The organism is Xenorhabdus bharatensis (genome assembly GCF_037996705.1).
Classification (GTDB): Bacteria; Pseudomonadota; Gammaproteobacteria; order Enterobacterales; family Enterobacteriaceae; genus Xenorhabdus; species Xenorhabdus bharatensis.
This window is the reverse complement of sequence record NZ_JBBMXG010000014.1, coordinates 1-15794: the sequence shown is the minus strand read 5'-3', so window position 1 is coordinate 15794 and position 15794 is coordinate 1. Positions and strand designations below refer to the sequence as shown.

Below are 15794 nucleotides of genomic sequence, written 5' to 3'. Positions count from 1 at the left end.
TAATCAAACAGTCAGCCATATTCGTATCTATTAACCAAAGTATAATTTAACATCAGATATGAGCCTATTTAAACAGCCTGAATTCTGTAGAAAACAGAATTCAGGCCTGATTGGAGGAGCGATTTCATCGTTTATTAAGGCGGATCATTCGGTAGTTTTGTATGAGCATCATCCTAAATTGAGAACTGTCAGATTATAAGTATCTGGGTTGGGGCCAAGGCGTTTACCAATATCCAATCCAGCCATGATAGTCAGATCCTCTTTCTCCAGCCTGAAATCAAAAACATCAAAGTTTTCTTTAATGCGAGCAGGTGTTACTGATTTAGGAATAGCAATCATGCCACTGTCGAGGTGCCAGCGGATAACTATCTGAGCAGGCGTTTTATCATATTTAATTGCCAGACTTTCAACTAATGGATGATCAAAAACACCTTTACCGCCCCGAGATAACGGACTCCAGGACTCAGTGATAATCTGGTGCGTGGCATTCCATGAATGCAGTTGCCTCTGTTGCATTAGGGGATGAAGTTCGATTTGATTGATGGCAGGCACAATGCCTGTTTCTGAGAATAGTTTCTGCAAATGTTCAATATGGAAGTTACATACCCCGATACTGCGGGCGAGTCCCGATTCTTTTAACTCAATAAATTGTTTCCATGTTTCAACATACTTATCCTGCTGGGGAACCGGCCAGTGAATTAGAAAGAGATCAATATACTCCAGCTGTAATCTGTCCAGACTCTCTTGCAGGGCGGTTTTTGCATCCTGATGGCGATCATTCCACAGTTTAGTTGTGATAAAAACGTCCTCACGCGGAATACCGCTTTCCCGCAATGCTTTTCCGACGCCTGTTTCATTGTGATAAATCGCTGCTGTATCAATAGAACGATAACCAACACTCAACGCGGTGTGAATAGCTTTAACAACCTGTTCATTACTCGCCTGCCAGACTCCGATACCTAATTGCGGCATGAGATTCCCGTCAACGAGTTTAATAATTGTCTGCTGACCCATTCTTACCTCCTCCAGATTTGGAATATCAGATGGACGCCTCGTAAATCCGCTTGCTAACTTCAAGCGTAATATCCTGGTGTTCACCTAAAGCAACCAAACCCTGCTGTTCTAGTTTTTGGAGCATTCCCGGTATAGTGCTGCCATCAAGCTGATAATCAGAGAAATGGGTTTTCACACCGAGACTTTCAAAAAATTCACGAGTGGCATGGATTGCCTGATCAATGCGCTGTTCTTCCGTTCCTTCCGTGAAATGCCAGATACGCTCAGCATATTGCAAAAGTTTTGCGTGTTTAGTGTCGCGTTTTTCCTGTAGGAGATGCGGCAAAATAATTGCCAGAGTCTGAGCGTGATCTAAATGGTGAAAAGCTGTCAACTGATGTGCCAGCATGTGGGTTGCCCAGTCTTGCGGAACGCCTGCACCTACAAGACCGTTGAGGGCCTGAGTTGCCGTCCACATAATATTGGCCCGTGCATCATAATCTCTGGGATCTTTGAGCACCTTCGGCCCTTCTTCCAGCAATGTGAGAAGTAAACTTTCAGCGTAGCGATCCTGTACCTTTGCATTAACAGGGTAAGTCAGATATTGCTCCAGTGTATGTACAAATGCGTCTACAACACCATTTGCGGTTTGGCGTGGAGGAAGGGAGTAAGTGACCTCAGGATCGAGAATAGCGACTTTGGGATAAATAAAAGGTGATGCAAAATGCTGCTTATCGTGTGTTTTCAGGCGACTGACAACCGAAATATTATTGGTTTCAGAGCCTGTGGCGGGTAGTGTCAGAACGCATGAGAACGGAAGTGCAGAGGTGATATTTGCGCCGCCGGTTGTCAAAATGTCCCATAAATCTTCATGGGGATAATTGACCGCAGCAGCAACGAATTTTGTGCCATCAATGACCGAACCGCCACCCACAGCCAGTAAATAATTGATATCATGATGGCGTATATATTCCACCGCTTTGAGGAGCGTTTCATAGGCTGGGTTTGGCTCAATGCCACCGAATTCTTCAACGGGATAACCTTCCAATGCAGCGTGAACCTGAGCAAGAACGCCATTCTTTTTAATACTGCCACCACCATAAAGTAGCAAGATTCTGGCATCCTGAGGGATTTGATTGCGTAATTCGGATATCTGCCCTTTACCGAAAATGACTTTGGTTGGGATGTATAGTGTGAAGTTCTGCATAATAACAATCCTTACTAACTGAATAACATAAACTTTCCCCAAGTCTTAGCATTCGGTTATTGAGTTATGTTGGTTTATTGCAGTGATAGAGTCCACTCTATGCAGGATCATGTTCTTAATGCCGGATGACTGGCTATTATGATGCTTGTCTGAGTGGACTCGGATTGTTTAATTTTTTTGTTGATAAGCTAATCGCTAGAAAAAAATAGTGTGATTTTGGGAACAGCGGTAAATAACCGATGTGCTCATTGGTTTTTATGTGATGATGCTTTTTTATGACGCCAGTACATCAATAGCGAAGCACCTAGTCCGCTAATTAACAGGATAACAGGTAAGATCATCAAAATATTCATGACCAAATCCTGATGCGCTTTAACAAAGGGTATCTGATTCAGGGCATAGCCAAAACTCACAATTATGATGACCCATAAGAAGCCACTTAACCAATTAAAAAATTGAAAGCGTTTGCTGTTCAGACCGGAAATACCTGCGAAGGTGGGTAGAAGAGTGCGGATAAAAGCGAGGAAACGGCCGATTAGCAATGCCGCTAAGCCGTGTTTGGCAAATAAAACATTTGCCCGCTGGCGCTGCTCTGCCGGAAGGTGTGATAGCCAGTTTTTAATAATCCGGGTGTGTCCCAGCCAGCGCCCCTGTAAATACCCCAGCCAGCACCCGAGGCTGGCAGCGATCGTCAATAATATGACAGTCGGAATAAACCCCATGACACCTTTGGCAATTAAAGCGCCGGTGAGGATCAGAAGGGTGTCACCGGGTAGAAATGCGGCAGGTAATAAACCGTTTTCCAATACCAGTGTGACGAAGATAACACCATAAATAATCCAGATGACATCGGGATTGGCGAGTAGGGTAAAGTCATGCTGCCAAAGCGCTTGCACGATCCCGCTTAACGTTTCCATATTTATCCTGTAATTTCGGTACAATATCTTTATGACAATTTTTGTACAACCAGTGTCATACAATCGAATTAATCATACAAGTCCATGTGTTCCAGTGTACCGCAAAACGACCTCAGGATAGTTGATTTGATTCAGCATATACACATCATGGATTACAAGATGCATTGTGGTGGCGGGGGGAGCGGCCAGCAAAGAGGCACCTGTAAAATGAGGCGTATAAAAATAAATACCGTTAACTCAATGCAATGCGGGAGAAGCCAGCCTCCAGATCAGCGATTAAATCCTGAGGATCTTCCAGCCCGATATGCACACGAATTAACGTTCCCGTTTTTTGGGGGAAATTATAATTACGCAGGATTGCAAGTGACTCAGGGGAAATGCCCAGAATGAGTGATTCAAACCCTCCCCAGGAAAATGCCATTTTAAAATATTGCATATTATCCAGATAGTCAGAAAGCTGCTCAGAAGTCAGGCTGACATTCAGCATAAAAGAAAACAGCCCGCAGGAACCCGTAAAATCGCGTTTGAAATAGTCATGACCGGGGCAGGAAGGCAGAGCTGGATGATAAACCTCAGCGACTTCACTGCGTTGGGCGAGCCACTTAGCAATGATCAGGCTGCTTTCTTCATGCTGCTTTAAGCGGACAGCCAGAGTATGTAACCCACGATTTGCGGAATAAACGGTATCAGGATCAGCAATCTGCCCCATCAGATAAGAGTTTTCCCGTAATTGATCCCAACAGCGTCTATTGGCGACAGCCGTACCAAGCATGCCATCTGAATGGCCGATAATATATTTTGTCGCAGACTGAATAGAAATATCGACACCAAAATCCAGCGCTTTGAAAAGAACACCCGCTGCCCAAGTATTATCGATCATAATAACGATATCGGGATTAACTCGCCGGGCCGCCTGTACAATGGCAGGAATATCCTGAACCTCCATAGTGAGAGAGCCGGGGGATTCAAGAAAGATGACTTTTGTGTTTGGCTGAATGAGTGAGGCAATCTCTTCACCGAGCCGAGGATCAAAATAATCAGTGGAGATATGCATCTTTTTAAGAACGTGGTTGCAAAATTCCTGAGTCGGTTCATAAGCTGTACCGGTTAGCAGAACATGGTCACCTGTTTCTACAAATGCCAGAATACTGTTAGTAATCGCGGCAGTGCCCGAAGGATACAGAGCACAGCCCACACCCCCTTCCAGTTCAGCCATTGCTTCCTGAAAAGCAAAATGCGTCAGCGTGCCACGACGCCCGTAAAACAGCTCACCGTTAGCCCGGTTTTTTATCGCATGCCTCATATCCTCAACCGTCTTGAAAATGACGGATGAAGTACGCTGGATAATAGGATTAACCGCTCCCTGTGTGTACTTACGCTTTCTCCCGACTTCCACCAGTCTGGTTTCCAATTTTTTTTCTGACATATAGCCCTCCCCCTGACTCATCACGATTGCTTAAATAATCATTAGCAAGTTAAAAGAATAGTCCGGTTTTTTACAAAGGGATTCTGACAACTTGACAAAAATTCAAGGTGAGTGAGAACGATAAAAAAGAAAAAACGGCTGGGATAACTCCTTTTTATTACCACTTTTTTTATTAAATAGTAATGATAATTACTATCAAATCGCTCAATGTCTGATATCATTCGGAACGGACTTTTTCCCTTATGTGATGAAAAACGTGAAACCGGGCAAAAAGTAATAAAACATATACCTAATGAATTTCGAGTTTCAGCCCATAAAGAGGCGGCTTGAAAGACGACAGATATATCAGGATTAGCAAGATGAGTAGCGATTCACTGCTAAGTAACAGAATCTATAAAAAAGAGAGTAAGGCTAACTGATGCGTAATTTGACAGCTTCTATTCTATTGGCATTCGGGTTAACAGGTTCAGCATGGGCTGATACTACACCAGCTAATACCGCACCAGCTAATACTGCACCAACTACAGCGGTTACCGCACCAGAAAATCAGGCTGCCACTCAGGTAGCAGCTCCGGCAACACCGGTATCTTCCGTGGCTCCACAGGCAAGTGAAGTGAAAACAGAGACACAGCAAGGTGAAGCGCAGAAAACGGATGAAGCAGCGACGGCAGAACAGCCAACAGTCACTACAGAAGTGACTGAAATAACAGAAGCTGGTGCAGTAGAAACCGCGGTGGCGGCAGAAGCCGAAAACCTATCCAGCGGTTTTGCAACGGATCTTTCCGTTTTTGGTATGTATCAGAATGCTGATGCAGTCGTAAAAAGCGTCATGATTGGTCTGGTGATCGCCTCTATTATTACATGGGCACTCTTTTTCTCTAAAGGATCTGAACTGTTAATAGCGCGTCGCCGCTTACGTAAAGAACAACTGGCTTTAGCTGATGTTGCCAGTCTGGATGAAGCAGTAAAAATTGCCTCGGATTTCGGTAAGAACAGTATTAGCCGTCTGTTACTGAGCGAAGCACAGACTGAGCGCAGCTTATCTGCCGAAAGTACCGATAAAGACGGCACAAAAGAGCGCACTTCATTCCGTATGGAGCGTGCAGTTGCTGCAATCAGCCGTCATATGGGGCGTGGAAACGGTTATCTGGCAACTATCGGTGCAATTTCCCCGTTTGTCGGCCTGTTCGGAACCGTTTGGGGGATCATGAACAGCTTCATTGGTATTGCCCATTCACAAACCACTAACCTTGCCGTTGTTGCACCGGGTATTGCAGAAGCTCTGCTGGCAACCGCACTGGGTCTGGTTGCGGCAATTCCTGCGGTCGTTATCTATAACATTTTTGCCCGTGTTATTTCATCATACCGTGGGCAGGTTGGTGATACTGCGGCACAGGCAATTTTGTTGCTTGGTCGTGATCTTGATTTGGCTGACAGAAAAACGGATAAAGCAGAAGCAAGGTAATTAATTATGGCAATACGTCTTAATGAAGATTTGGACGATAGCGGTGAATTACACGAGATTAACGTCACACCTTTTATTGATGTCATGTTAGTGTTGCTGATCATCTTTATGGTGGCAGCACCACTGGCAACTGTTGATATCAAGGTTGATTTACCGGCATCCACAGCTAAACCACAGCCACGGCCGGAGAAACCGGTCTTTCTGACGGTAAAAGCTGATAGTCAGTTATTTGTCGGTGATCAACAGGTTGACCGTGATTCGCTCTCTTCAGTATTGGATCAAACAACACAGTCCAATAAAGAAACCACGATTTTCTTCCAAGCGGATAAAAGCGTGGATTATGAAACGTTGATGAGCGTCATGGACTCTCTGCGTAAAGCGGGCTACCTCAAAGTGGGGCTGGTCGGAATGGAAGCGGTAGAAGCGAAATAAACGCTACAAAATTAATTTTGTATGAATAATAAACCCTGCCAGAATAATAAATTCTGGCAGGGTTTTTCTATCTGGCATCAATTAAAAATAAAAATGATTACATGTTTTTCCAATCAAACGGTAATAACTCACCTAATGATAAAACCACCTCTTTGTTTACTTTCACTTCGGTATGTATATTCTCCCGATTTATCTGGCTGATAAATTCCCGACAACGACCACAAGGAGAAATAATATCGCCGGATTTATTAACCGCGATAACTTTAATTATCCGATTTTCTCCATGCTTTATCATATCGGCAATGGCACCATGTTCTGCACAAAATCCCATAGAACAGGAAGTGTCAATACTCACTCCGGTATAAATATGGCCGGATTCACACTGAATGGCCGCAGCGACGTGACCATATTTAATATATTTATTTAATTGCGTCGGAGAAATAAGCTGATGTGCAATGTTTTCCATTTCATCAAAAGAGACCATAATTTATTTCCAATAAATAAACAATAAAGTTTACTCTTTAATACTACGAATAAGATCAACAACGGATTTCGCCATTTCCTCTTCGTTTTCTCCTTCTACCCGAACAATAATTTCCATGCCATTTTTAATTCCCATCGACATAATTTTGAACATGCTTTTTAAATTAGCGACTTTATCTCCTCTGATAATTTCTACTGTGCCACTATAAGTCTTAGCTAAATTACAGAGTTGTGCCGAAGGCCGGGTATGTAGCCCCGAAGGGGCTGTGACTATTACGGAATATTCAGTCATTAGGTCACTTATTCCTATTCTATTCGTTTAATGAACCACCACGTGTCTGGATAACATTCTGATACCAGTAAAATGAATCTTTCTTATAACGAGCGAGATCTTTGAGGTCATCATCAGTACGGTTGACGTAAACAAAACCATATCGCTTTTTATAACCATTGCTGGTGGAAAGAAGATCAATAAAACTCCACGGGTTATAGGAAAGCACGACAACGCCGGAATCCATTGCCCGTTTAATCGCCTGTAGGTGCTGCTTTAAATAATCAATGCGATAACTGTCATGAATGGTGCCATCAGATTCCAGAATATCATCAGCGCCAAAACCATTTTCGGTGATCATTAATGGCTTTTGATAACGGGTATATAAATCGCGTAATAGATACTCAAGCCCAAGCGGATCAATAGACCAATCCCAGTCGGTAGTATCAAGCTGTGGGTTTTTGTGGATCTGATAGTAATCAGGCTGGATCTCATAACCGTCCATTTGCCCTTTGATACCTGTCGGATTAAAGCCATCCATGCGCCTCTGAGCACCTGCTGGTGCGGCGGCGGCTGCATGGCTGCAATAGTAATTGAGGGCCAGGAAATCAGAATATCCTTCTTTGATTAACGCCATATCCCCATCTTCGATATTAGGTGCCAGCCCCTGACTTTTCAGGTAGATCAAAGCGGATTGATTATATTCGCCTTTCAAATAAATATCGGTGAAATAGTAATTACGCAGATCATTGGCATTCTGGGCTGCCAGATTATCTTCCGGTTTGCTGGTCAGCGGATAAATAGCCGAATATCCCAGTGCCGCACCAACCTGACCTTTCGGTACCCATTGATGGACTAATTTACAGGCGATGGCGTGAGCCAGATTCATGTGATGATTTATCTGATATTTAATCTGTTCGTTATCGAGATTCTGTTCAGGGATAAAGCATTTTTTCGTCCAGAATTGTACGATAATGCTCTGTTCATTAATCGTCAGCCAGTACTTGGCTTTCCTGCCGTATTCTCTGATAACAAATTCAGCATAGTAGGCAAAATCATTGACACTTTGCCGGTCAATCCAGCCGTGGTATTTTTCCACCAAAGCCATTGGCATATCATAATGATAAAGCGTTGGAATTGGTGTAATGCCATTTTCTAATAATTCATCGATAAGATTATGGTAAAACTGCACGCCTTCATCATTGGGTTTCCCGATGCCATCAGGAAAAATACGCGACCATGCGATAGAAAAACGATAGGCTTTTAATCCCAGTTCTTTCATTAATGCAACATCTTCTTTATAGCGATGATAATGATCACTGGTAATATGAGAATCAGCTAACCCGGGTTTATTATTGAGAATATCTTGCTGTGATAATTTCTTACCATATTTTTCTGCTGCGCCTTCAACCTGATAAGCGCTGGTTGCTGCACCCCAGAGAAACGTTTCAGGAAATAGCGTGTTACTTTTCGTCATGATGATTTTTTCCTTTATTATCGTTCACACTTTTAATGTGTTTATATAAACCAATCATTTCCTCTCTCAGGAGTAACTCGCTGCGTATCGTCATTAGCGTATCCTGAGCATGAATAAATAGCAGACTCAAATTAATATCAGCGCCCTGAGTCTCTTTCTGAATAACATCAGTTTGTGTTTGGTGAGCTGATAACATCATCTTTCGTGCTTTTTCCATATATAGGCGAGCATTTTCAAAATCGCCATTACGAGCGAATTTCATTGCTTTTTCACTTTTTTCTCTGGCATTACCTGCATCGAGAATAATTTCCATAGAAATAGCAATTAAGATATTTTCCTCACTATTCATGATTTTTTTTCCTTGTAGTAGAGTTCGGCATGAATGATTTATACACTTCGTCTTTCAAGTTGCCTCTTTGTTGGCTGCGCTCGCTCACCCCGGTCACATAGTTATCTATGCTCCCGGGGATTTACTCCCTTGCCGCCGCGACGCATCTTGAAATTCATTGTGTATATGCTGCGTTGAGGCTTTCTTCTTCAATACGTTTTTTCTCGTACACTTTAAAGAAGGGATACCAAGTAACGAGGAACACGGCCATGAGCACCAAATAACAGATGATCGCCCGCCAGTCCTCAGTGATCATGACGCTGGAAAATGGAGCGGGTATTTGACCGACCTGAATCATTTTGGCAGGGATGTTCAGCCAGTCGGAGCGCATAAACACCCAGATAATGATTGGGCTGGTGATCGCATTAATCCACATCGGCAGCATGAGCAGTGGGTTGAGCACAATGGGTGTACCAAACACCAGCGGCTCATTGATATTGAAGAACGAAGGCCCGATACAGATATAACCTGTTGCCTTGAGATCTCTGGATTTTGAAAACAGCATTAAAAGATTCAGTGCGAGAGTGGCACCGGTTCCACCCATTGTGATCAACGCCGCTGTATACATGGTTTCATAAGTCACAATATTGGTCGGGGGCTGACCTGCCGCTACCAAAGTAATATTGGTGCTGATACCAAGCATAAAAATAGGCATTTGCAGACCGGTAAATGTCCAGACTGAAATCCCCATTGAGAATGCAATAGCCGGAATTAATGCCATCAGTATAAAGCCCGGCAGAGTCTGACCGAATGCAGCAATAGGTGAAAAGAGGTAAAGGAGACGGGAGAAAATATCAATTTCTAAGGTGAATACTAATAATGTTCCGACTCCGATAGAAAGCAGAATCGGAATAATGGCGTGTATCCAGCCAGTGACAAAATCAGGTAGCGTACTTTCTTTCAGAAAACCTATCTTTGTGTATAAGTGGAAAAGGTAGGAAACAAACAGACCGGTGACAATGCCCAGTAAAATTCCCGCAGGGCCGAATCGTTCAAAACTGACAATCATATTACCGTCAGAAAACTCTGGCTTAATGAACATCATATAAACACAAATGGATGTCAGGCCAGCGATCAGGGTATACCGGAAATGATGAAGCTTTTCCATCATCTGATTGGCAATCATAAACGCTGTAATTAAGCCGAGCATACCAAAGGAATATTCGGCTATTCGACCAAGATTGGGTAAAAAGGGAAGATAAGAACGAAATACATTATAAAAAAATATGAGTGAACCCGCTAAAATAAACGGGATGTTTTTTTGCATGGAACCAGAAATAGCTGCAACCCATGGTCGTTTAGTGAAATTTTGCATTGCTGGTGCAAACGAATCAGATAACCACGACATAAATGCTTTCATTTTGCATCTCTCTTTATTATTTTCTATTCCGTCAATTGGATATAAATAAAAAACCCCGGTGCTGTAAATAATAAGGTTAATGATTCAATTTATTTGTTTAGTGTCTCTATAGCTAATTCCAGTAATGCTTCGCCATCCAGTTTGCCATAGATATTTTGTGGTACAACAATGACGGGAATATTATAAATATCAGCATGTTTCTGGAACTCTTCTTTTTGGGCAGCGTAATGAGGGCCAAGAAACAAAATGTCTATCACTGAAAAATACTCAGCAACTTCGCTTTCACTTCTGGCTTCAACAGTAATGGATAACTCTTTTTTTCTGGCAGCATTTCTGGTTTTTGTGGCCAGCATTCCACTAGAAATACCCGCTCCACAACACAGCATAATAAAAATGTTTTTCATATAAACTCCTCATTATTTTGTCGATAATTGATTTTTGTTTTCGGATATATAAACTACTATCTTCAATTTTGGTTTGATATTCAATTATCTGTTTTCACTTCAGGAGGGCAATTTTCTATTTTTTTAATTGATTTAATTTGTAAGTTTGAGGTGTTACTTGTTCATTTAATAGGGGGGTTATAATGCTAAGGCCTAAGCAGAAAGAATTATTGAATTATTTAATGGAACAAAATAACCCGACTTTAGCTGTTAAATTATCTCAGGTCTTAAATGTTTCAATCAGAACCGTCAGAAATTATGTGATGGAAATTAATGAGTTCTACAGGAGAAAAATCATTATCTCCAGCCGTTCAGGGTATGTTTTATCCCCTGATTCAAATCTTACATTGAAGAAAAAACTCAGTGAGTTTCCGCGAACCTATCAGGAAAGAGCATGTTATCTGATTAAGTCTATTCTGTTATTCAAAAAAAGTAATAAAATTCATGATCTCAGTGCTGATTTATATATCAGTGATTCAACTTTAAAATCAGTGATATATAAAATGAATGGCTCTTTTGAAAAATTTAATGTCAGGTTTTTATGCAAAAATAACCGCTTTGAAATTATAGGCTCTGAACTGGATTTAAGAGAGTTAGCCTATCATACCATCATGGAACAGGCAGACTACAGAACTCTGGATTTAAAAAAACTGGCAGTATTATTCGGAGAACAACAGGTTGAAATCATATCTAATATCATTGCGCAGGTATTTAACAAGCAGGATTATTCTGTTTATGAACTTTCATATACAAATCTCGTGTTGCACTTTTTGATACTGCTCAAGCGATTAAGTTATGGGAAGTATTTAAGTCACCCATTGGCCTTTACGGAAGGAAATCAGGGGTTACAATCAATAACAGCGGAGTTATGTGACCGGTTACAAGGTACTTTTAATATTCCTATTGCAGAGGATGAAAGGAAATTTTGTTACACTTTACTGAAAATAAACACTAATATTACTCGGGCAGGAGACAGTAAATTAATTGAATCAAATCAAGCGGGTTTATATCAACTATCCAGACAGGTTGCTGAATCGGTAGCGGAGCATTATCTGATTAACTTAGCAACGGATGATTTTATTTCATTATTTTGTTTGCATATCTCAGGGTTGAAAACACGCTTGCAGCATAATGTTCATACCAGAAACCCTATGTTGGATATGATAAAAAAAGAGTGCCGTACTATTTTTGATATCGCTGTTTTTATTTCCCTACAATTGAATGAATTTTTTGGTAAAAAACTGAATGAAGATGAAATTTCTTTTCTGGCTTTACATGTCGGAGCTGAATTTGAACGGCAAAAAACGAAAGGCCATAAAGTACAGACAGTACTTTTATGTCCGGTGTATAAGGGAATTGAAAATAAAATATACCATCAGTTATTACGTGATTTCGGGGATGAAATAAATATTATCAAAATAATATCGCAGCCTTCTGAACTGGAATGTTTTGAATTCGAGTTATTGATTACGACTATAAACATTCCTTCCAGTCATAAATACGAAACGGTGTGTATCTCTCCTTTTCAGATGCGAGATAGACGTGCACAGTTGCTTGGTAAAATTGATATTGCTAATGCGAACAGGAAAAGAAAGGCGCTAGAACGTAATTTTGATCTGTTTTTTGAACCGGGGTTATTTTGGTTTGAACCCGGTTTTCAACATCGGGATGAGCTTATCGATGTACTTTGCCAAACTATGTTTGCAAAGGGTTATACCGAGGCTGATTTTGTCAGGTATGTTTATCAGCGGGAAAGAGCGTCTTCAACTGCTTTTGGTTTTCTGGCATTACCACATTCAGCAAAGATAGATGCGATAAAGACCGGTATTGCGGTCGCTATCAGCCCTAAAGGTATTCTCTGGGGGGAAAATGAGCGTGTGCATGTTGTTTTTTTGATTGCGATAAACAGAATAGACAGGGTGTGTTTTGCGGAATGTTATGATGCATTATTGGACGTTTTCAGTCAGGATAAAATGATTAATCAGCTAAATAAAATAACTTGCTTTGAACAGTTTCGGAGGATCTTCATCAGATCAGGTGATAATATTGATATTGAAAGATGAGTGTTGTATTAATTATTAAAAAGTAGGCGTTGAATTTTATTATAATCTCAACGCCAATTCTTTTGCTGTGAAATAAAATTAGATTAGAAAGATTTATTTCTTATCTGACTCAGACGATATTAATTTTATTATTGCCGTAATTTTCGGTGAAATGTCTGTTTCTGGTAAAGGTGGGATAAGCCCTAATACCATTTTCCTAAGTGGCTCTGCAATGACCATAGCAATAGCCAGATCACTGAAAGTATTATAATTAAACTTCTTCAAAACGCCGCGTTCATGTTGATTGTTCAGCCAGTTTTCCAACATGATTTTACTGTTTTCGATACCGTTTTTTTGATACTTCTCCAGTAATATATTTCTGTGAGGGAAATCAGACTGTAATAATTTAAATAACCCCACTTCATTTTCAGATAAATATTTATCAGAAATATCCTTTAAATATTTTTCTAATAATATTATCACTTGATGGGAAGTACTGGCATTTTTGGTTAGAGGTGGAGGGGGATTATCTTTCCAGTCTAATACGACTTGCTCAATTAACTCTTCTCTGTTTTTAAAAAAACGGTAGAGTGTTTTTTTAGCAATTTTAGCGTTTTGGGCAATAACATCCATGGTTGTTTTGTTATAGCCCTGATTTAGCAAGAGAGAAAGAGTAATATCATGAATTTTTTGGCGTATTTCTGATTCCGGGATTGCTGGTCTGCCTCGTGCACGTGGGGAGTTTTCTGCCATTTTAGCACCTTATAGGTTGTTAATATTTATTGTACTGCATTGGCGTTATTCATTTAGAAAATAGGGAATGGTTCCTCGGAATAAAAGGAAATATCCCAATTTCCACGAAATACAGAACTCTCCGGCAGTTGTCAATATTTACAATAAGTGATTATCATGTGGCCCATAATACTTAACAGTGAAAAATGCTGTTTAGGGTTATATCATCTCTTTTTCATCACGGGTCTGATTTTTTATAACTTACTGTTTTTAATAACTAATTGACATAATCGATACGATTGAAGTCTTGAGTGTCTGCTCACTATGTGACCTGCTTCACAGGATAGCACTTTTGGATAAATTTTGTTAGCAAAAGGTTAAATTGGATCTTAGTATCGCTATTGCTAATTACAAAATTAACCATAAAGTAACAAAGATTGCTAAATGTTAATCCGCCTAATTAATTTTTTGGGAAATTTCTTTATTGAATAAGTGTTTCTTAGAAAGTGTATTTCATGGCGGTGGCAAAAGGTAAATAACAATACATGTGAGGACCACAATAATGACAAAACACAACGTAATAGCAATGGCAATAGCAATGGCAATTCCGGCTTGTTTTATAACTGGAACTGCAAATGCGGCTGAAATTTATAATAAGGATGGTAATAAAATAGATTTATATGGCAAAGCTGAAGTTCAGCGTTATTTTGCTAAATCAAAAAGCAAAGAAGCAGGGGATAATTCCTTTGGTCGTATTGGGATTAGAGGAACTACCCAGCTGACGGATTCTATTTCCGGGTACGGGCGTTGGGAATTTAATATGGGTGCCAGTAGAACTGAAGTTGAAAGCAGCCAATTTGCAAGAACGCGTCTGGCTTTTGTCGGCTTTAAACTGGGTGAATACGGTACTCTGGATTACGGGCGTAACTTTGGTGTTGTCTATGATGCTAACGCTCTGACAGATATGATGTCTGTGTTTGGTGGGGATAGTATGGCCGCCACTGAGAACTTCATGATGGGTCGTGCAACAGGGTTGTTAACTTATCGTAATACTGACTTCTTCGGATTAGTAAACGGTTTGAATTTCGCCCTGCAATATCAGGCTAAAAATGATGGTGGCACGCTAAATACCCGTAATGATGTTGCGCGACAGAATGGTGATGGCGTCGGTCTTTCCAGCTCCTATAATTTGGGGCATGGTTTTACGATTGCTGCATCTTATGGCAATTCTAACCGGACGACAGATCAGAAAAACGGTACTGCATTAGCTAAGGTGCTGGCAAAAGGGAATAAAGCAGAAGCCTGGCTGGTATCAGCAAAATACGATAAAAATAACGTTTATCTGGCCGCTATGTATGGAGAAGCTCGTAACCTGACCCGATTCGGCAGCTCAGTGGATAACCGTGTGATGTTCGCGAATAAAACTGAAAACATTGAGTTAACCGCTCAATATCAATTTGATTTTGGTCTGCGTCCGGGGATTGCTTATGTTTACTCCAAAGGTAAAGATTTAGGTAAGGATCTGGGTGAGAATAATCTGTTAACAAACAAAAATTCTGAAGATTTGGTGAAGTATATTTCTGTCGGTGCATCTTATAATTTCAACAAAAATCTGGGCACATATGCTGAATATCAGATTAATCTTTTGAAAGATAATGATTTCACAAAAGCAACTAAGCTTAATACTGATAACGTGATGGGTGTTGGCCTAGTATATCGTTTCTAATAATAGCTGAAGTAATGAGCCTCAATGGTGCTGTCATTGAGGCTCTACCCAATATAAATTAGACTTTAATCAGTTAGATCCGTCTATACACAATGGATTTTAAGATGCATCGCGGCGGCAAAGGAGCAACAAATTCGTCGGGAACGAATTTGCCCAGCCAAAGGCTGGCCTCCGGTGAGAGGCAGGAGCCTCTCAGTAATCCCCTGAGCATAGATAACTATGCGACTGGGGTGAGCGAGTACGGCCAACAAAGAGGCAGCTTAAAAGATGAAGTGTATATTAACCTGAATTCTGGATAAGAAATTGACGAGAGGCCTGTTTCAGGAGCAAAGTTTTGGTGAAAGCCTAAAACTACTCCGGGGAGGAACAGGCCATGGACAAGTTAGTTGAAATTTTCTGCGATGTCGACGACTTTTGTCGTCTTTTCATCCC

Annotated in this window: 15 protein-coding genes; 4 read left to right on the top strand and 11 right to left on the bottom strand. The window is 40.9% G+C overall.

Annotated elements, in window-relative coordinates; translation table 11 throughout:
- Positions 1 to 168: 168 nt before the first annotated feature.
- From dkgA to metC, 4 genes are all read right to left on the bottom strand, one after another.
- A complete protein-coding gene (dkgA, locus tag AAC855_RS13875; protein ID WP_340610388.1) occupies positions 169 to 1014 on the bottom strand; it encodes a 2,5-didehydrogluconate reductase DkgA in 846 nt (281 codons plus the stop codon).
- A 25-nt stretch (positions 1015 to 1039) separates the two neighbouring features.
- Positions 1040 to 2200, bottom strand: a complete 1161-nt coding sequence (yqhD, locus tag AAC855_RS13870; protein WP_340610387.1) for an alcohol dehydrogenase — start codon at positions 2198 to 2200, stop codon at positions 1040 to 1042.
- A 245-nt stretch (positions 2201 to 2445) separates the two neighbouring features.
- Positions 2446 to 3117, bottom strand: a complete 672-nt coding sequence (locus AAC855_RS13865) for a DedA family protein (RefSeq protein ID WP_340610386.1) — start codon at positions 3115 to 3117, stop codon at positions 2446 to 2448.
- A 232-nt stretch (positions 3118 to 3349) separates the two neighbouring features.
- Positions 3350 to 4543 carry a cystathionine beta-lyase gene (gene metC / locus AAC855_RS13860; protein ID WP_340610384.1) on the bottom strand — a complete coding sequence of 398 codons (1194 nt, stop codon included), beginning with the start codon at positions 4541 to 4543 and terminating at the stop codon, positions 3350 to 3352.
- 418 nt (positions 4544 to 4961) lie between these two features.
- On the opposite strand from metC, the gene exbB reads away from it, so the two are divergent.
- On the top strand, positions 4962 to 6008 hold the full coding sequence (gene exbB, locus AAC855_RS13855) for a tonB-system energizer ExbB (RefSeq protein WP_340610382.1): 1047 nt from the start codon (positions 4962 to 4964) through the stop codon (positions 6006 to 6008).
- 6 nt (positions 6009 to 6014) lie between these two features.
- Positions 6015 to 6440, top strand: coding sequence for a TonB system transport protein ExbD (gene exbD / locus AAC855_RS13850; protein WP_099108776.1), 426 nt, complete (start codon positions 6015 to 6017; stop codon positions 6438 to 6440).
- Between the two features lie 97 nt (positions 6441 to 6537).
- Here the strand turns inward: exbD and AAC855_RS13845 are convergent, their stop codons facing one another.
- From AAC855_RS13845 to AAC855_RS13820, 6 genes are all read right to left on the bottom strand, one after another.
- Complete coding sequence (locus AAC855_RS13845) at positions 6538 to 6924, bottom strand: cytidine deaminase family protein (RefSeq protein ID WP_340610381.1); 387 nt, start codon at positions 6922 to 6924, stop codon at positions 6538 to 6540.
- A gap of 30 nt (positions 6925 to 6954) precedes the next feature.
- Positions 6955 to 7215 (bottom strand): HPr family phosphocarrier protein, encoded by a 261-nt coding sequence (locus tag AAC855_RS13840; RefSeq protein ID WP_099108775.1) that lies wholly within the window; start codon positions 7213 to 7215, stop codon positions 6955 to 6957.
- Positions 7216 to 7234: 19 nt separating this feature from the next.
- Positions 7235 to 8671 carry a glycoside hydrolase family 1 protein gene (locus AAC855_RS13835; RefSeq protein ID WP_340610380.1) on the bottom strand — a complete coding sequence of 479 codons (1437 nt, stop codon included), beginning with the start codon at positions 8669 to 8671 and terminating at the stop codon, positions 7235 to 7237.
- The gene (locus tag AAC855_RS13830) at positions 8658 to 9020 is read right to left on the bottom strand and encodes a PTS sugar transporter subunit IIA (RefSeq protein ID WP_340610378.1); all 363 of its coding nucleotides are present in this window, start codon (positions 9018 to 9020) and stop codon (positions 8658 to 8660) included. Before AAC855_RS13830 ends, AAC855_RS13835 begins: the two co-directional genes overlap by 14 nt.
- 154 nt (positions 9021 to 9174) lie before the next feature.
- Positions 9175 to 10419, bottom strand: coding sequence for a PTS transporter subunit EIIC (locus AAC855_RS13825; protein ID WP_340610377.1), 1245 nt, complete (start codon positions 10417 to 10419; stop codon positions 9175 to 9177).
- An 89-nt stretch (positions 10420 to 10508) separates the two neighbouring features.
- Entirely contained in the window at positions 10509 to 10823 is a 315-nt protein-coding gene (locus AAC855_RS13820) for a PTS sugar transporter subunit IIB (RefSeq protein WP_340610376.1), read from the bottom strand.
- Positions 10824 to 11005: 182 nt separating this feature from the next.
- Between AAC855_RS13820 and AAC855_RS13815 the strand changes: the two genes are divergently transcribed.
- Positions 11006 to 12925, top strand: coding sequence for a BglG family transcription antiterminator (locus AAC855_RS13815; protein ID WP_340610374.1), 1920 nt, complete (start codon positions 11006 to 11008; stop codon positions 12923 to 12925).
- A gap of 93 nt (positions 12926 to 13018) precedes the next feature.
- Here AAC855_RS13815 and AAC855_RS13810 read toward each other — a convergent pair whose 3' ends face one another.
- Positions 13019 to 13657: a TetR/AcrR family transcriptional regulator gene (locus AAC855_RS13810; protein WP_340610372.1), complete on the bottom strand. Its 639-nt coding sequence runs from the start codon at positions 13655 to 13657 to the stop codon at positions 13019 to 13021.
- Positions 13658 to 14198: 541 nt separating this feature from the next.
- On the opposite strand from AAC855_RS13810, the gene AAC855_RS13805 reads away from it, so the two are divergent.
- The gene (locus tag AAC855_RS13805; protein ID WP_340610371.1) at positions 14199 to 15362 is read left to right on the top strand and encodes a porin; all 1164 of its coding nucleotides are present in this window, start codon (positions 14199 to 14201) and stop codon (positions 15360 to 15362) included.
- The last annotated feature ends 432 nt before the right edge of the window (positions 15363 to 15794 follow it).